At 57.5% G+C, this 17095-nt stretch carries 18 protein-coding genes; 7 read left to right on the top strand and 11 right to left on the bottom strand.

The window, feature by feature from the left end; all coding sequences use genetic code 11:
• Window positions 1-3: 3 nt before the first annotated feature.
• Both QC815_RS13185 and QC815_RS13190 read left to right on the top strand, forming a co-directional pair.
• Complete coding sequence (locus QC815_RS13185; RefSeq protein ID WP_310540225.1) at window positions 4-393, top strand: HigA family addiction module antitoxin; 390 nt, start codon at window positions 4-6, stop codon at window positions 391-393.
• A gap of 88 nt (window positions 394-481) precedes the next feature.
• The gene (locus tag QC815_RS13190; RefSeq protein ID WP_310540227.1) at window positions 482-661 is read left to right on the top strand and encodes a hypothetical protein; all 180 of its coding nucleotides are present in this window, start codon (window positions 482-484) and stop codon (window positions 659-661) included.
• A 213-nt stretch (window positions 662-874) separates the two neighbouring features.
• Here the strand turns inward: QC815_RS13190 and QC815_RS13195 are convergent, their stop codons facing one another.
• Window positions 875-2368 carry a pyridoxal-phosphate dependent enzyme gene (locus tag QC815_RS13195; RefSeq protein ID WP_310540229.1) on the bottom strand — a complete coding sequence of 498 codons (1494 nt, stop codon included), beginning with the start codon at window positions 2366-2368 and terminating at the stop codon, window positions 875-877.
• Window positions 2369-2481: 113 nt separating this feature from the next.
• Here QC815_RS13195 and QC815_RS13200 point away from each other — a divergent pair, with 113 nt between their 5' ends.
• A complete protein-coding gene (locus QC815_RS13200) occupies window positions 2482-2973 on the top strand; it encodes an Lrp/AsnC family transcriptional regulator (protein ID WP_310540232.1) in 492 nt (163 codons plus the stop codon).
• Between the two features lie 31 nt (window positions 2974-3004).
• Here the strand turns inward: QC815_RS13200 and QC815_RS13205 are convergent, their stop codons facing one another.
• The 4 genes from QC815_RS13205 to QC815_RS13220 form a co-directional block, all read right to left on the bottom strand.
• Window positions 3005-3337: a type II toxin-antitoxin system PemK/MazF family toxin gene (locus tag QC815_RS13205; RefSeq protein WP_230445821.1), complete on the bottom strand. Its 333-nt coding sequence runs from the start codon at window positions 3335-3337 to the stop codon at window positions 3005-3007.
• 5 nt (window positions 3338-3342) lie between these two features.
• Complete coding sequence (locus QC815_RS13210) at window positions 3343-3561, bottom strand: antitoxin MazE family protein (RefSeq protein WP_230445822.1); 219 nt, start codon at window positions 3559-3561, stop codon at window positions 3343-3345.
• 150 nt (window positions 3562-3711) lie between these two features.
• Window positions 3712-4422, bottom strand: a complete 711-nt coding sequence (locus QC815_RS13215) for an anti-sigma factor (protein WP_230445823.1) — start codon at window positions 4420-4422, stop codon at window positions 3712-3714.
• On the bottom strand, window positions 4401-4964 hold the full coding sequence (locus QC815_RS13220; protein ID WP_230445824.1) for a sigma-70 family RNA polymerase sigma factor: 564 nt from the start codon (window positions 4962-4964) through the stop codon (window positions 4401-4403). Before QC815_RS13220 ends, QC815_RS13215 begins: the two co-directional genes overlap by 22 nt.
• A gap of 187 nt (window positions 4965-5151) precedes the next feature.
• On the opposite strand from QC815_RS13220, the gene QC815_RS13225 reads away from it, so the two are divergent.
• Window positions 5152-5703 (top strand): fasciclin domain-containing protein, encoded by a 552-nt coding sequence (locus QC815_RS13225; RefSeq protein ID WP_310540237.1) that lies wholly within the window; start codon window positions 5152-5154, stop codon window positions 5701-5703.
• Between the two features lie 148 nt (window positions 5704-5851).
• Here the strand turns inward: QC815_RS13225 and pcsA are convergent, their stop codons facing one another.
• Both pcsA and pdxR read right to left on the bottom strand, forming a co-directional pair.
• A complete protein-coding gene (gene pcsA, locus QC815_RS13230; protein WP_422828724.1) occupies window positions 5852-6535 on the bottom strand; it encodes a phosphatidylcholine synthase in 684 nt (227 codons plus the stop codon).
• Between the two features lie 189 nt (window positions 6536-6724).
• On the bottom strand, window positions 6725-8206 hold the full coding sequence (gene pdxR, locus QC815_RS13235) for a MocR-like pyridoxine biosynthesis transcription factor PdxR (RefSeq protein WP_230445827.1): 1482 nt from the start codon (window positions 8204-8206) through the stop codon (window positions 6725-6727).
• A gap of 92 nt (window positions 8207-8298) precedes the next feature.
• On the opposite strand from pdxR, the gene QC815_RS13240 reads away from it, so the two are divergent.
• Window positions 8299-8748 carry a GNAT family N-acetyltransferase gene (locus QC815_RS13240; protein ID WP_230445828.1) on the top strand — a complete coding sequence of 150 codons (450 nt, stop codon included), beginning with the start codon at window positions 8299-8301 and terminating at the stop codon, window positions 8746-8748.
• A 23-nt stretch (window positions 8749-8771) separates the two neighbouring features.
• Here QC815_RS13240 and QC815_RS13245 read toward each other — a convergent pair whose 3' ends face one another.
• The 4 genes from QC815_RS13245 to QC815_RS13260 form a co-directional block, all read right to left on the bottom strand.
• Window positions 8772-9248, bottom strand: coding sequence for a YbaK/EbsC family protein (locus QC815_RS13245; protein WP_310540241.1), 477 nt, complete (start codon window positions 9246-9248; stop codon window positions 8772-8774).
• Between the two features lie 102 nt (window positions 9249-9350).
• Window positions 9351-10616, bottom strand: a complete 1266-nt coding sequence (gene codA, locus QC815_RS13250) for a cytosine deaminase (RefSeq protein WP_310540243.1) — start codon at window positions 10614-10616, stop codon at window positions 9351-9353.
• Between the two features lie 16 nt (window positions 10617-10632).
• Window positions 10633-11898, bottom strand: coding sequence for a cytosine permease (gene codB / locus QC815_RS13255; protein ID WP_310540245.1), 1266 nt, complete (start codon window positions 11896-11898; stop codon window positions 10633-10635).
• Between the two features lie 61 nt (window positions 11899-11959).
• Window positions 11960-12583 carry a TetR family transcriptional regulator gene (locus QC815_RS13260; RefSeq protein WP_092824386.1) on the bottom strand — a complete coding sequence of 208 codons (624 nt, stop codon included), beginning with the start codon at window positions 12581-12583 and terminating at the stop codon, window positions 11960-11962.
• Between the two features lie 166 nt (window positions 12584-12749).
• Between QC815_RS13260 and QC815_RS13265 the strand changes: the two genes are divergently transcribed.
• Both QC815_RS13265 and QC815_RS13270 read left to right on the top strand, forming a co-directional pair.
• Window positions 12750-13844 carry an efflux RND transporter periplasmic adaptor subunit gene (locus QC815_RS13265; RefSeq protein WP_310540247.1) on the top strand — a complete coding sequence of 365 codons (1095 nt, stop codon included), beginning with the start codon at window positions 12750-12752 and terminating at the stop codon, window positions 13842-13844.
• 1 nt (window position 13845) lies between these two features.
• Window positions 13846-16893 (top strand): efflux RND transporter permease subunit, encoded by a 3048-nt coding sequence (locus QC815_RS13270; protein ID WP_310540250.1) that lies wholly within the window; start codon window positions 13846-13848, stop codon window positions 16891-16893.
• Window positions 16894-17095 lie beyond the last annotated feature (202 nt).

Genomic DNA, 17095 nt, shown 5'->3' on the forward strand with positions numbered 1-17095 from the left:
CGGATGGTTTCGACTGGATCGGTAGCCACGATTGCACAGCCTCTAGATATACGTATTAAAAATATTGTGCATGACGATGACGATGACGATGACGACGAGGATAACGTGATGACGATGATGAACCCGCCGCACCCAGGCAGCTTGTTACGCCGCCGGATCGTGCCCGCGCTGGGGCTGAATGTCACTGATTTTTCCAAGAAACTAGGTATGTCCCGTACAGCGGTATCACGCGTTTTGCATGAGCATGCCAGCATTTCCCCTGATTTTGCGGTTAGGCTCGAGCATGGCGGTATTGGTAACGCTAAGCACTGGATGACCATGCAGACCAACTACGACCTATGGCAAGCCGAGCATAAAGAGCAAAATCATATTGAAAGAATCGCTGTTGTTTGAATTAGTAAGTTACTAATTCACCAGCCTAATGCTCAACGGATCGTGCCGTTGGGCTTTTTTTGCTTGGGAACTAGATAATGGAGGTTATATGAACGTAGATAGGCTCGACTATTTTGCAGGTTTGGCAATGCAGCAATTCCTGATAATGGCAAACGACAATGAACTTGCAATCGATTTCGACCATGGGCAGATAGCGTATGATGCCTATGCACTAGCCAAAGTCATGGTAGAAGAAAGAGAGCGACTGGACGAAGAGGGTTTTAGATAATCCGTTCCCCGCAGGCGCGGGGATCAGCTATCCCCAAGCCGCTGTCTGTTCTGGATGGGGCTACCTGCGGCGGTGGACTGCCTGCGTCTGAACTACGCGTTTACGCTAACGCCTGCGATCGAAAACGCCGTGCGCACGGTGGGGGATCTTGCAACTGAGATGATGGAAGAGGCGCAGGCGCACGAGGTAGGTTTAGGGTAAGTGGTCTTCCTTTCAATTAGCCGTGAAGGCCGCCAGTAACGAGTCGGTAAGTGTTGGAGAAGGATTAGCGCCGGTCAGAATAGTCGCGATGGAAGCATCCTGAGTCCACTGATCACGCCTAGCATAGGCGGCTGCTAAACCGAGTGCCCCTGCGGGCTCCAGTAGCAGCCCCAGGTGTTCCAGGCCCAGGCGCATGCCATCTTCGATACGGGCTTCGTCCAGCAGCCAGATATCATCGACTAGATCGCGCATATCTTCCAATGCCTCGGTAATGGGAGCGCGAACCGCCACCCCATCTGCCATGGTATCCACCCGATCATTAGTGACGAGCGTACCGCGCCTCCAGCTTTGCCAAGTGGCATCCGCGCCTTGAGGGCAGATGCCGATCACCCGGGTGGCGGGGGAAGAGGCTTTGAACCAGCGGCCTACGCCGTTTATAAGCGCACCATTTCCAAGCGGCACCAGCAGCGTATCGAATGTGTCGCTGCGGGCGAGCATTTCGACCGCAATAGTGCCTGCGCCTTCGGTAATCGCGGCTTGTCGGCCATCCTCTACAAACAAGCCACCATGCTGTTGAGCAAAGTGAGCCGCCGCCTGTTTGGCCTGATCAAAGTCCTCCCCCGCGCTGATAACCTCCGCGCCCAGTGCGCGGATGCCCGCGATTTTGAGTGGGTTAGCATTTTCAGCGACAAAGACGCTGAGAGGCAGCCCGTGCTGCTTGCAGGCATGCGCCAGCGCTAGCCCCCAGTTACCGGCGCTGGCGCAAACCAGTGGTGCAGGTTTTTTTTGCTCAATATGATGTGAAACAAAATGGTCGGCACCGCGCCCTTTGAAGTTGCGGAGGGGGTTGAGCGTTTCGACCTTCACTGTCATGGCGACCCCTAACGCAGCATCGAGTGATGGCGAACGATACTGTGGGGTTGCCAGAAAGGTGGGGGTGATGTATCTGGAGGCAGAAGCAATGTGATCCAGCATGATGCGGTGCTCGCTACGTTGGGGCGCAATTAGCTCGGCGTGGTGAGCGATAGGCTGCAAATCCTCCTGACGCTCTATCCGGTTCACCATTAGCACGCCATCAAGATGATCAACCTCGTGCTGGATCAGTTCGGCCAGTGATGCTGAAAGGTGATGCCAGTGGCAGGTTTTGCCTCTTTCGTTTTGGTAAGTCAGGCTGATGCTGGTGTGGCGCCTAACATTGGCAATATGGTCGGGCACGCTCATGCAGTCGTCCCATACCGGCTGCGTCTCTTCGCTTCGCCAGACAATGACTGGATTGATCAATGTCAACGGGCGGCCACCCAACTGAATCGCCACGATGCGCAAGGGTTCGCCTATCTGAGGGGCAGAGATGGCACGGCCAAAGCCGGTACGTGCTTTGAAATTGGCAAGTGTGGCATGCAGTTCGGATATCACCCTGGCTATATGGGACGTGATGTCTTCAATTGGTTGGGAAGCGGCTCTTAAGCGTGGGTCGCCCTCGGTCAGGATCGTGCGTATTTGGCTCATGGAGTTGTCTCTGCCTGTATGGTTAAGTTCTTTGCTTGAGTTGCGTTAGCTTAACGGGCAAGACTTTTTTACTGGCCGCATATCCTGGCGGGCCATTGCGGGGAGACTGCGTAATGAGTGATCAAACTGCGGGCGAGCGGCCCGGGGATCAATTGGATGATTTTGATCGTCGGATTTTGGCTATTTACCAGCACGATACGCGTGTGACGGGGGAGAGCATTGGGCAAGCGGTTGGCTTGTCGGCGGCGGCGGTTCAGCGGCGGCTCAAACGGTTAAGGGCGCGGGGTGTTATTGTCCAGGAGGAGGCGCGTTTAGATGCCAAAGCACTAGGCTTGCCAACTACCTGCATCGTCGGTGTCGATCTTGACTATGAGCGTAACCAGCATGTCGATGAGTTCAAGCAGCGGATGCGGGAGCACCCCAATGTGCAGCAATGCTATTACGTGACAGGGAATTTGGATTTCGTTTTGGTGGTGGTGACTCGTACGCTGCAGGAGTATGAAGATTTCACCCGCGAGGCGCTGATGGAGCACCCTAACGTGCGTTCGTTCACAACACTGGTTTCCATGGACGCCGTCAAATCGGGATACGCGCTGCCTCTATGAGTAGCGGGTATGAGTAATGGGGATTGATTTTCTAAGCAAAGCCGAGGAACAGGGCCAGCGAGCGGTTAATCGTCACCATGGTGCTGTCGTCAAGTTGACCGAAGGGCTCGCCTAGCTTGTCACGTTTTACCGTCATGGGTTTGTCCACCATGACCTGGGATCGCTTGCGCAAGCCGTTTTCCAACGTAGGCATCACCTCAATACGCATCAGTGGCGCATCAATGAGGGTGCTTGAAATCAATAGTAAGGTGACAGTCGCGGTGGAAGAGAATTGATCGGATTGTATGATCAGTGCTGGGCGCGGTTTACCAAACTCCCCGGGTGGGGTAACCGTTACCAGATCTCCGCGCCTCATGCTTTTCATACTGCTCACTCGTCATCTACGTCTAACAAGGCCTCATCCATAAGATCCTGTAAATCGTGATCGGCATTGTCCGCCGCGGCCACTATTTCGCACTGTCGCTTGATCTCCTCACTAAAGCCGGGGCGACGAGTATCTGGCACCCAAATTTGAATAGGGCGCAATCCTGACGCTCTAAGCGTTGCTCGGTGCTTCTGGACACGGTCGTTGATGTTTGAGGCGGTCATGGTGAAAGCTCTTGGCTGTAATGTTACATGTAACAGCGTAGTTCACTTTCAACTATCTGCAATATCGCCGACAGTGTCTCACTGGTCTTGGGTCGGTACTTGGAATACCAGAAACCGCCTGTTTCTGGCTGTTTCGTTCAGATTTATGTTCTAAAAATTAAGAGTACTTCCGCGTACCGGCGTCAAACGCCCATGGTCGATAATCGGACCGGTTGGCTGGCCTTCGGGAGCGCCTCCCTGGGGCTCAACGCTGACGGCCAGATCGGCAGTGAATAACTGCGCGCGCAGCTCGGCACTGGGTTCCAGGCGGTGGCTACCTTGATCAGGTAACAGGCCCAGCGAGACGGGCGTACCATCGGCAATCAACCAGAGCTCACCGGTCTGTTCGCTGTCGACCTGGGTCGGTTGAACGGCCTGTACGATCAACTCACCCTCCTGGGTTGCGCTGATGATCCAGCCTGGCGTGCGCGATTCGTCCTGAACCACGAAGACGGCTTCTCCGTCCGGTAGCCTGGCTAGTTCAGCCTGTTGCCAGAGAAGGCCTAGCGCTATCGCGATCACCCCAAAACTGGCCGCCATGGTCTGCCATGCGCCTAAACGCTTCCACCAAGGGACCGGCACTGTTCCGGTTGCCTGGGTAATGCGATGCCAGACCTCCTTGGGCGGTGTCCTGGGGTCCAGTCGCTCGTTGAATAGATGCAGGTATTCTCGCCACGCTTCCACATCGTTACGTAGGTCGTGGCTGACCGCCAGCAGCGCTTCAAAGCGTGCTTTTTGATCGATGTCCAATACGCCCAGTACGTACTCACCAGCCGCAAGGTGGCGATCATCTGGGTCGCTTAAATCCCATTGGTTAGACATGTTTTTAACCTCTCGAGTCCACGGCGGATCCAGCTTTTAACGCTGCCCAGCGGTTGGGACAGAGAGTGAGCAAGCTCGCTGTGCGTCATGCCCTGAAAATAGGCCATTTCCATTAACTGGCGCTGATGTCGACTGAGTGTGTCGAGGCAGTCGTTCAGTTTGTCATTTTGCTGATGACTGATGCTGTCATCTTCAGGGTCGTCGGTACCTAATAGGGTGGCCAACAAGGGCTCATCGGTGGTGGTGTCCTGTGGCTTCTGGCGACGCAGCCAGTCGATGCCAATATTGCGAGCAAGTGTAGAAAGCCAGGTCATCGGCTTGGCTCGCGTAGCGTCGTATTGATCGGCGGCATGCCAGATTCGGATGAAAACATGCTGCAGGCAATCCTGAGCGGCGCCTTCATCTCTTACTATACGCAGCAGTTGAGCATATAGATGCGCACTGGAGACACGATAGAGACGTTCGAATGCGTTGCGGTCGCCCTGGGCGCAGCCGTTGAGTTGCTCGATAAGATACTGCTGGCGTTGTGTGGCATCTAGCATTCAGGCATCTCTGCACAGTTAACCGAAACGTCAGTCTTGGTGAGGCCGTCGTTGAAGGCAATAGGAGAGTGCTCAGCGGTGAATAAAAAAAATGTTGAGATGTTTGCATCCACTGATGCCTTGGGGCCGTAAGTATCAATGAGCTTGCATTGTTGAGCTCTTTTAATGACAACCAGGAGATGCCCCAATGAAACTCAAACTACTTACCGCTGGCGTTTGTGCCGCTGCCTTGTTTACTGGCGTTGCCGTTGCTGATCATGGGCCTACGACGGTCGGCGGCGCCAACATGCTGCCTGAGCGTAACATTATCGAAAATGCCGTTAATTCGGATGACCATGAGACACTCGTTGCGGCTGTTCAAGCCGCTGAGTTGGTCGATGTGCTGCAAGGCGAAGGCCCTTTTACCGTATTCGCGCCGACGGATGATGCCTTTGCAAAACTGCCTGATGGCATCGTCGATACGCTTCTTGAGCCTGAAAACCAGGAGCAGCTACAGACCGTCCTGACTTACCACGTGGTACCCGGCAACATGAACCGGGACGCGTTGTGGGAAAAAGTGATGGAAAAAGATGGCGCCGTCGCGCTCCAGACTGTTCAAGGCGAGTATCTTACCGTCACGCGCAATGGTAATAACCTGATGGTCATGGATGCCCAAGGTAATGGCGCCAACATGACCGTCGTGGATGTAGCGCAGGCGAACGGCGTGATCCACGTCATCGATAGCGTGTTAATGCCCTAGTGGTTCAGCCCACATCGAATAGTCGCCGTTATTCGTTTGAGGTGACGTCTCCCCACCGCCTGGCGTGCCAGGCGGTGGTTTTTTACTGGCCAGGTGGCCGTAAAAATTCTTCTCGGGGAGGATAAAACCATTAGCCATCAGTGACTTGTCAATCAAACCACTCTTTCATGGTACGCCACAGGCAGATACCCACGAAGTACACAGAGGTGACGCCCCAGCCCCATAGTGCCCAGGCCGCGTGCTCAGGGGTGGAGAGTACCAGTGACGTGGCACAGACGAACCACGCAAGCGTCACGGCAATATTGAGCGGCATGAACAGGCGCACCCGGAACGGGTGAAGAAATTTCATCCGTGTCACGGTGAGGGCGGCCAGCAGGACAATCACGGCAAAGGTGAACCAGGGCGGTAGATCGAGAATATAGACATAGACCGCGACGACGTTCCAGGCAGCAGGAAAGCCAACAAAGAAATTATCTTGGCTTTTCATATTGACGTTGCAGAAACAGAACATCGAAGACAGCAGGATGATGAACACTGTCAAAAGCCCAAGGTTGGGCGGTAGCTCAATAAAGGAGTAGATGAAAAGCGCCGGGATAAAGGCCCAGGTAAGGTAATCGATGACCATGTCGAGGGTTGAACCATCGAAATGGGGCAGCACGGTCTTGACGTCGAACTTGCGGGCTAGGGTGCCATCGAAACCATCGACCAGCATCGCCGCGCCCAGCCAGAGAAGACAGGCAACCGGATTATTGTCGACCAGGGCGAGCATCGCCATCGTGCCGAGTAGAACGCCGCTGGCCGTGAAGGCATGCACGCCCCAAGCCTTGCTTATCGAAGCGCGAGACTCTGTTTGCGAAGAGAACGGTTGAACCACGTTGACCCCATCGGGAACGCGTTGTCCCCTTGCTGGTTGATAGAAAAATGCGTGCGTAAAAAGCATTACCCTACTACAGGAAGGTACTCGGAGAATACGCAGGCATGACATCTATTGATGGCTGGCGGCGTTGGCTGCCGGTAATGGTCACAGGTGTTGCCTTAATGTCAGGTAGGCGTCGCTGAGCCATGCACCGGCGCTGGTCAGCTCGCTTTCCGTTGAGCCCGCATAGCCGAGCACTAACCCCGGGTGCTTGTTCTCGGCAAGGTAATAGCGGGAAAGCGGCGAAAGCGTAATACCTTGCGCCTCGGCGCGTCTGACCAGCATGCCTTCTTCTGCGATGGTGTCGAGTTCGGCTAACAGGTGCATGCCCGCATGGCCGTCAGAAAGCCGAAGCCCTGCGGCCACAGCAGGCGCTAACGCCGCTCGCAAACAGGCTTGGCGCTGGCGGTAAGCGGCCCGCATCCGGGCGATGTGGCGAGTAAAGTGCCCGTTGGCAATGAATTCGGCGAGGGCCGACTGTACAGGGTAGTTACCCTCTCGGTGCAGGCGTGCGTGGGCCAGTCTGACGTCTTCGGCAAGCGCTTCAGGCACAACCAGATAGCCCAGGCGCAAGCCGGGATAGAGCACCTTACTGAAGGTGCCCACATAAATGACCGATGCCTGTTCAGCGAGGCCCTGGAGCGAGGGCGTTGGCGGCGTGTCGTAACGAAATTCGCTGTCATAATCGTCTTCAATGATCCAACTGCCGGTGCGAGACGCATGCTCGAGTAACGTCAGCCGCCGGGGTGCCGGCATGGTCACGCCGCTGGGATACTGGTGAGAGGGTGTCACGTAAATAAGCCGAGGTGCTGGCGCATTCTCTGGGGCAAGTGACGGGTTGAGTCCTTGTTGATCGACGGGGATGGGCGTGACCGCCAAACCTGATGCCAGAAAACAGGCCTGAGCGCCGCCGTAACCCGGCTCCTCCATCCAAACCGAATCCCCGTGATCGGTGAAGAGCTGGGTAATCAGTTCAAACGCCTGCTGGGCGCCTTGAGTGATGACGATCTGCTCTGGCCGGCAACGCACCGCTCGGGAAAGTCTCAGGTAGTCACAAAGGGCTGCCTTGAGAGCAGGTAGCCCGCCGCTGGTTTGATAGTCCATCCATGCCATTTCCGCCTGATAGTAGTGCCGACGTAACAATCGCTGCCACTGCTCCCTGGGGAACAGGTCGAGCGCAGGGACGCCAGGCGCAAAGGCGCGATGGCCGTGGCTTAACGTTCCGCTTAGCGCTAATAGTTTGTTGCCTCGGTTTGAGTAGCGAACAGGCACAGTAGGTGGTGCCTCAGCCCTGGTTAACAGCGCGGGCAGGTCTGCTACATAGAGCCCCGCCCCTTGGCGAGCAATCAGCAAACCTTCCGCCAAAAGCCGATCCATGGCGGCCAGCACCGTATTGCGGCTAACACCCAAAGCGCGGGACAAATGGCGGGAAGAAGGAAGCGTATCGCCAGCCGTCAATTCACCGTGTTGAATCCACGCCTTTAGCGAGCAGTAGAGCTGCTGAACCAGCGTGGTTGCTTCATTCGCAGTTAGCCTGAGCGCCAGCGCCTCCGCAATCCAGTTGCCGGCCACATCATGTCGTTTCACTGGTTCCCTCAATTTAGCGATAAGTGGTTCTTTTTTGTAGACCACTATAGGGGCAGGCTGTGGTTAATTACCATCCAGATGGAGCAGTCGTTATGGTTAACATTCGTTCTGCGGTACTCAATGACCTGGAATCTCTCAGTGGTTTACTCGATGGCTATCGTCAGTTTTATCAGCAGCCGAGTGATCTTCAGGCGGCGCGGGATTTCTTGCGCCAGCGCATGGGGCTCGGAGACGCTTTTATTTTGGTGAGCGAAAACAGCGAAGGTGCGCTCACCGGTTTTGTGCAGCTTTATCCTGGCGTTTCCACGGTGGGCTTGAATACACGCTGGACGCTCAATGATCTTTTTGTATTACCAGAGTGTCGCGATAAGGGCACGGGCAGGGCGTTAATGGAAGCCGCCACCCAGCTTGCCCACGATCACGGCGTCGCACGTTTGATATTAATGACGCAGGTAGAGAACGAACGCGCCCAACACCTTTATGAATCATTGGGCTGGCAGCGTAATACGGCGTTTTATGGGTATCTATTGGATATCAAATAAGCGCTATTTATTAAGAAATGTAATTAGCTGACCTTCTCAGGCACTTTGCACACATCTACCCACTGGCCATTGACCAGCTCGGCCAGGCGCTTGGGGCTCAGGCGCACGGCGCTATTGGGCGAGCCGGCGGCGGGGAGCACTTCGTCAAAGGTGTGGAGGGATTCATCGCAATACACCGGCAGGTCAGTGGCGAGGCCAAAGGGGCAGACGCCGCCGACCGGGTGGCTGGTGAGTTCCATCACGGTCTCAGCGTCAAGCATCTTTGCCTTGCCGCCGAAGGTGTCGCGAATCTTGCGGTTATCAATGCGCGCGTTGCCGCTGGCGACGATCAGTAGCGGTTTTTCGCCCACCCGAAACGCCAGGGTCTTGGCAATTTGACCAGGGGCCACTCCATGGGCATCAGCGGCGAGCTGCACCGTGGCCGTGCTGGTTTCCAGCTCTTCGATGGTGATATCCGGCGCATGCTCGGCAAAAAACTGGCGAACGGTCTCGACGCTCATGGTGAAATCCCTTTTATTGGCTGAATGACCAGGCTTTGACTGAAAACTGGCTGCGCTCGCCGACTTTTCAGACAAAGCTAAACTTAACGCGCCTTGGTAGATTTAGCCAAGCCATGGTGGCGTGGTGATTCTGGCAGGTTCGCGCTGCATGATGACCTCGCCGTGGCGAACCGAGAGGAGCACTTCCCCCTGGGTGCGCAATACGCTGTAATCGTCCTCGCCATCCAGCAGGTTGAAGCTGGCGGGTTTGCCTACCTCAATGCCGTAACGCCCTTCAATATCGAGGGTGCGCGCGCTGTTGTCGGTAATCAGCGAAAGCGACTGGCTGAAGTCCTGATAGCCCATCATGTGGCAGATATGCAGGCCAAAATCCAGCGTGCGCAATAGTTTGCCATTACCCAGGGAGTACCAGGGGTCGACGATGGAGTCTTGGGCCAGGCACACGTTGATACCCGCTTCGTTGAGCTCTTTCACCCGGGTCACGCCGCGGCGTTTGGGGTAGCTGTCGAAGCGCCCCTGCAAGTGAATGCTTTCGGTGGGGCAGGAGACAAAGTTGATGCCCGAGCGCTTGAGCAGCAGAAACAGCTTGGAGCAGTAGGCGTTATCGTAGGAATGCATCGCGGTGGTGTGGCTGGCGGTAACGCGGCTGCCCAGGTCATGCGTCAGCGCTTCATGGGCCAGCACTTCGAGAAACCGCGAGTTGGGGTCGTCGATCTCGTCGCAGTGGACGTCCACCAGGCGATCGTATTTGATCGCCAACTCGATCACCCGCTGCATGGAGGCCACGCCCAGCTCGCGGGTGTATTCAAAGTGGGGGATGCCGCCGACCACATCGGCGCCGATTTCCAGCGCTTCTTCCAGCAGCCTGTCGCCGTCCGGGTAGGAGAGCAGGCCGTCCTGGGGAAAGGCCACTACCTGGATATCGATCTTGTCTTTCAGCTCGTCGCGTAGGGCGCACAGGGTTTTGATGCCAATCAGGCTGGGGTCGCTGGTATCGGCATGGGTGCGTACAAATTGCACGCCGTTACTGATCAGCAGGTTCAGCGTTTTCAGCGCACGCTCGCGAATATCGGCTTCCGACAGCATGGGCTTGCGTTCGCCCCAGCGCTCAATGCCTTCGAATAACGTGCCGCTCTGGTTCCATTCGGGGTCGCCCGCCGTCAGGGCAGCATCCAGGTGAATATGGGGCTCGATAAACGGCGCGCAAAGCAGTTTACCGCCTGCATCAATCTGTTCGGGCGAGGGTCCTTCGCCTGCCGTTTGCGGCGCGTCCTGGGCCGTAATCGCGGTGAAGCTACCGTTCTCGACCTCGATACGATAAAGCTCGGGGCGCTGGCGTAGCCGGGCGTTGATAATCTGCATGCTCATATATAAAACGGCTCACTTATTGTTTGGCAGTGGAGGGAAGGCTATCACCCAGCGTAGCGTGATTGACGCGCAACAGCACAGCATAGCTTCCCGCCGCGACCACGACGCCCACCAACGGCGGCAGTAACGGCGAGAAGTAGGCGGCGCCGGCGCCCAGTGCATAGGCCGCCAAACCCCGGCGGTTGAAGTCGGGTAGCTGAGCGCTTTCAAGCGCGGGGTAGCGACCTTTATGTTTGAGCCAGAAGTCTGCCATGATCACGCCGCCCATGGGCGGAATAAAGGTGCCCAAAAGCACCAGGAAGGGGATCAGCAGGTTGTACATGCCGCCGACCGCCAGCACGGTCCCTATCGCCGCACCGCCTACCGTGACCAGGCGGCGTTTTTCGGTGCGTAGCAAATTACAGCCCGCGACGGCAAAGTTGTAAATGGTGTTGTCCTGGGTGGTCCAGATATTCAAAAACAGCATCAGCACGGCGATGGTGACAAAGCCCTGGGCGATCAATACATCCACGATATCCGCCTGTTGGTAGATCATGGTACCCAGGGCACCGGTGAGCACCATCAAGCCGTTCCCCACAAAGAAAGCCGCCATCGTGGCGATCACGGCGATTTTCGGTGACTTCGCGAAGCGACTCCAGTTGGTCGCCTGGGTGCCGCCGCTGATAAAGGTGCCGATGATGACGGTAATCGCCGCGGCCACGCCCATGCTTTCCGTAGGCGTTTTCTGGCTTAACCCGGCAAAGCCGCGTGCATCCACCAGCCCGGTGAACAGGCTGATCAGTATGAACAGCATCATGGCGGGTACGGCAAAGCGTGAAAGCCAGTCCATCCCCTTGTAGCCGATCATGGCGGTGATGCAGAAACCAAAGCCAAACAGCACCATTAAGGGGATTTCCAGCCATTCAGGCATCCCGGTGGTGCGTACCAATACCACGGCGATCGTTGCCGTGCCCCAGGCGTACCAGCCAATCTGGGTAAAACCGAGGATGAAATCAGACAACTTGCTGCCTTTTTCACCGAAGCAGAAGCGCCCCATCAGCACCGAATTGAGCCCGCTTTTACAGGCGATATAGGCCAGTGTGGCGGCGTAGGCACCTAATAAAAGGTTACCCAACAGGATGATCCACAGCAGTTGGCCGATCGAAAAGGCCTGACCCAGGGTGCCCCCTGCCCACATAGTGGCGGTGAAAAAGGTAAACCCGAGTAGCACGGCAGATGTGGACAGCAGGCCCTTGCGGGCGCTGAGGGGAACTTCGCTGAGGGGGTAATCAGAGTGGTGCATGGCTGGCTCCAGGAGAAAGAACATTCATCCAGTATAGGAAGCAAACCGCGTGCCACTTGGTTTAGGGTGTATTCTCCACCAAAAGTCCGCGTATCAATGTTTCGACGATGCTGTTGCGGTCGTCGTCCAGCGAATACTGATGAGGGTCTTGCAGCCAGTCAAAACAGACGCCAATCAAGAAGCCGTGAAATTGGCGGCGGGCGCTGGCCGGGCTCAGGTCTGCGCGTAACCGGCCCAGCTGCTGGACCTGCTCGAACAGTTGCTCGACCCGGGCTTCAGCATGCTCGGAAAGCCGCGTAATCATGCTGATGCGCGGGTGGTCGTCTTCCAGCTTTTCACAGCGGTGCAGCACGATGGTGGCGGCTCGCTGCAACGGTTGGTCGTGGCAGATACCCGCCAGCGAGCGCTGTGCGATGTCGCGCAAACAGTCTACCGGTGCCGTGCCAAGTTGTTGCACGGCGTCGTCGACGATTTCATCCAGCGGAATGCGGACCCGCTCGAGCAGCGCATCAAAAAGGGCGGCCTTGTCCTCAAAGTGCCAATAAATCGCCCCTCGGGTAACCCCCGCCGCCTGGGCAATATGCGCGAGGGTGGTGCGAGAAACCCCCTGGGCGAGAAACGTCGTTTCTGCCGCGTCCAGGATGGCTTCCCGGGTGCGTTCGGCGTCGGCCTTGCGGCGGGTCATGGCGGCTCCTGATTCAACACGTGACATTATTCTGGCACCGATCGCTGGCAAAGTCGCCAGCGAGTGATTAGTATATACTTGACTGACATTCATGAATGTCAGTCAAGTATATATCACCCTCTGTTCGTTGGGAATGCGGCGTTTGATCGTCATCAAGGAGCTTATCGTGCCCGTTACTTTTCTTCGCTGGCTACCGGTTGCACTGGTCTTGCTCGTGCTAATGGGGTGTGATCAGCCTGAGGCGCAGTCAAAAGAGGCGCCCAGGCCAGTAAAACTGGTGACACTGGAAGCGGCGAATGCCGGGGCGTTAAGGCAGTTTCCGGCACGCGTTGAAGCTACCACGCGCAGCAATCTGTCGTTTCGCATGGCAGGGGAACTGCTTGAGCTCAACGTCAGCCCCGGTCAACAGGTGTCGGAGGGCGAGGTCATTGCGCGTATTGATAATCGCAATGCACAAAGCGAGCTGGATAGCGCCCGCTCACGCCTGGAGCTTGCCAAGGCCAACCTGGAGCGTATGCGCTATACCCTGGAGCGTGGCGCGGTCAGCCAGTCCCGGTTTGATGAGGCGGAGAGCGAATGGCGGGCTGCCCGCGCTACCTTTGAGCAGGCGGAAGAGCAGGTCGAGCATACCCAGTTACGTGCGCCTTACGATGGTGTGATTGCCCAGGTACCGGTGGATAACCGGCAGATTGTTCAGGTGCAGGAAACGGTCGCCGTCATCCAGCAGCCGGGTCAACTGGACGTGGTCTTCCACCTGCCCGAGCAGATTGTCCAGCGCATGCCACGCAGCAACGGCACGCCCTTTGGCGATGCGTTAGCCTATGAAGTCAGCTTTGGTAACAGCGACAAGCCCTACCTCGCTCAGTTGGCGTCCTACACGACCCAGGCCAGTGCGCAGAGCCTGGCCTATGAAGTCACCCTGACGCTGCCCCAGCCGGATGACATCACGCTATTAGATGGCATGAGCGCCAGCGTGCGCCTTGATTTAAGCGACCTGCAGTCCGACCCAACGACGCCTTTGTGGCATTTGCCCGCTGAAGCAGTGACTTATGCAGGCGATAACCCGGAGCAGGCCCAGGTTTGGCGCTTTAAAGCGCCACACGGCGTTGAGCCGGTGCCTGTTGAGGTTGGCCGCCTGACCTCCAAAGGACTTGAAGTCAGCGGTGACTTGTCCGCGGGTGACCGTATTGTAGCCGCCGGCGCCCACCGGTTAACCGCCGACACCCAGGTGACCCCATGGGAAAAAGAGCAGGGGCTATAACATGGTCGACTATTTCTTACGTCACCGGGCGGCCAGCTATTTAATGACAGTGGTGCTGCTGGCGGGCGGCGCCCTGGCGTTTCTGGGCATGGGCCAGCTGGAATTTCCCGAGTTCACCATTCGCAACGCCCTGATCACCACGCAATACCCCGGTGCGACGCCGGAGGAAGTCGAGCAGGAAGTCACTTCGACGCTGGAAGAGTCGATCCAGGGGATGTCGTCGATCAAGCGTATCAGCTCGGTGAGTTCCGACGGCCTCTCGCAGATTACCGTCGAGCTTGAAAGCACGGTACAGAACGAAGAGCTGGAGCAGCTTTGGGATTCGCTGCGCCGTAAGGTCGAGGATGCCCAGGCCGCGCTACCCCCGGGGGCCAGCCAGTCGCGCATCAACGACGATTTCGGCGACGTGTTCGGTTTCATGGTCAACCTGACCGGCGAGGGCTATACCATGCCCGACCTGGCCGACCATGCCGATTTTCTCAAGCGAGAGCTGGCGCTGGTCGAGGGCGTCGAGAAGGTATCGCTGGGCGGCGAGCATCCCGAGCGCATTTATATCGAGGTGGATCGCGAGCGCCTGCGCGCGCTGAATATTCCCCTCACCCGCCTGCAGCAACTGCTCGATACGCAAAATGCGGTGGCCGACTCGGGCCACCTCAAGCAGGACGGCCGTCGTTTTCGCATTACGCCCACCGGCAGCGCGGCGAATATCGATGACCTGCGCGCGCTGATCGTCAGCGAAGGCGATGGCGAACTGGTGCGTCTCAGCGATATCGCTGACATATCGCGCGAGCTGGCGGAGCAGCCCCAGCAGCTTTACCGCGACATGGGCCGGCCGGCGATGTCGCTGGGGATTTCCTTCGAAAGCGGCGTGAACGTGGTCGAGGTCGGCGAACGGCTGCAGCAGCGTCTGGATGAATTGCAAGCGCGAACCCCGCTGGGGATGGAGCTGAACGTGGTCTACGACCAGCCCCAGGTGGTCGATGAAGCCGTATCGGGCTTTTTGGTCAGCCTGATCCAGGCGGTGGCCATCGTCATCGTGGTGTTGATGCTGTTTATGGGATGGCGCAGCGGCCTGCTGATGGGGTTCATCCTGCTGATCACCATTATCGGCACCTTCATGCTGATGCGCTTCCATGGGTTGCAACTGGAAAAGATATCGCTGGGCGCGCTGATCATCGCCCTGGGGATGCTGGTGGATAATGCCATTGTGGTCACCGAGGGCATGCTGGTGGGCTTGAAACGCGGCCATACCATCCGTGATTCGGCCCATCAGGTGATCCGCCAGAACGCCTGGCCGTTGCTGGCCGCCACGCTCATCGCCATTGCCGCCTTTGCCCCGATTGGCCTGTCGCCGGATACCACCGGCGAGTTCATCGGCTCGCTGTTTTTCGTTCTGCTCTACTCGCTGCTGCTCAGCTGGATTACCGCACTGACGCTGACCCCTTTCTACTTCAAGCTGTTCTTTCGCAATGTGGCGCCCGGCGATGGCCAGGAGGATCCCTATAAAGGCATTGTGTATCGCGTTTTCAGCCGGGTGATTATCACCGGCATTCGGTTTCGCTGGGTGACGCTGGTGTTGGTGATGGCGATACTGGCCGGGGCGGTGGTCGGCTTTGGCTCGGTGAAAAACGCCTTCTTTCCGGCGTCCAATACGCCAATCTTCTTTGTCGATTACCGCACGCCGGAAGGCACGGATATCCTCGAAACCCAGCGGCGCGTCAGCGAGCTGGAAGACAGCGTGATGGCGATGGACGGCATTCGCCATCTGACCACCACCGTGGGCGGCGGTGCACAACGTTTTACGCTCACCTACTCGCCGGAAGACCGCTACTCGAGCTACGCGCAGCTGATTGTCGAAACCGACGATAAAGCCACCCAGCGTGAACGTATGGCCGAGGTTGAGAAGGTGCTGGAGCGCGACCATAGCGATATCGACTATAAAATCGCCCCGCTGGAAGTCGGCCCCGCGCCGAAAGCCAAGCTGGAGGCGCGCCTTTACGGCAGCGACCCGGAAGTGTTGCGTCAGTTGGGTGATCAGGTTGAAGCGATGTTCCGCGACACGCCGCATATGACCAGCATACGCACCAGCTGGCGTAATCGCGTTCAGGCCATCGAGCCGGTATTTATGGAAGACACTGCGCGCAGGCTGGGCGTTACCCGCGAAGACCTGGCCGCCACACTCGCATTGAGCACCAGCGGTAGCCAGGTGGGCGTTTACCGCGACGGCAGCGACCTGATCCCCATGGTGGCGCGGGCGATCCCCAGCCAGCGCCACGATGTGGATAACCTTGGCTCACTTAACGTATGGAGCGCAGAGCAGGGGCGTTATATCACCGCCGACCAGGTGATCAGCGATATCAGAACCCAGGTGGCAGATCCGCTGATCAAGCGTCGCAATCGTGAACGCATGCTAGCGGTGTATGGTGAGCCGAACCCGTTAAGCGGGGTGACCGCCGCCAGCGTACTGGCCGAGGTTCGTCCCGAGGTGGAGGGCCTGGAGCTGCCGCCAGGTTACCGACTGGAGTGGGGCGGCGAGTATGAAACCGCCGGCGAAGCCCAGAGCGGGCTGTTCTCCTCGCTGCCGCTGGGGCTGGTGATGATGTTTATTATCACCGTGGTGCTGTTCAACAATTTCCGCCAGCCGCTGGCCATCTGGTCGCTGGTACCGCTGACGATTATCGGCGTGGTGGGCGCGCTGCTGCTGACCGGCTTGCCGTTCTCGTTCATGGCGCTGCTCGGCACGCTGAGCTTGATCGGCATGGTGATCAAGAACGCCATCGTGCTGGTAGAGGAAATCAACGTACAGCTACCGTTACACCAGGACCGCTACCATGCAGTGGTACGCGCCGCCATCAGCCGTGTCAGGCCTGTCGCCATGGCCGCGCTGACCACCATGCTGGGCATGATCCCGCTGATCAGCGATGCCTTCTTCGCCAGCATGGCGGTCGCGCTGATCGGAGGGCTGGGCGTTGCCACCTTGCTGACCCTGGTGGTGTTGCCGGTGGTCTACTGCGTGCTATACCGGATCAAGGTTCACGCCGACGCATAATCCTGCCAACGGTTTTGTGCTCTTCGCTGCCCCCCGTCGCTACGGCCACGGGGGCAGCGCTGTCTCTCCCGCCACGATCCCGCTTCCCGCCATGACGCCGTTATTTCATTGGGCGGATGCAGGCTCTAAGTGCAACACCGTCAATGTGTCGATGACGGAACCTCATGGTACTTCGCCAGCTCCTCGCTCATCACCTCAATTG

Source organism: Vreelandella gomseomensis (genome assembly GCF_031451645.1).
Classification (GTDB): domain Bacteria; phylum Pseudomonadota; class Gammaproteobacteria; order Pseudomonadales; family Halomonadaceae; genus Vreelandella; species Vreelandella gomseomensis.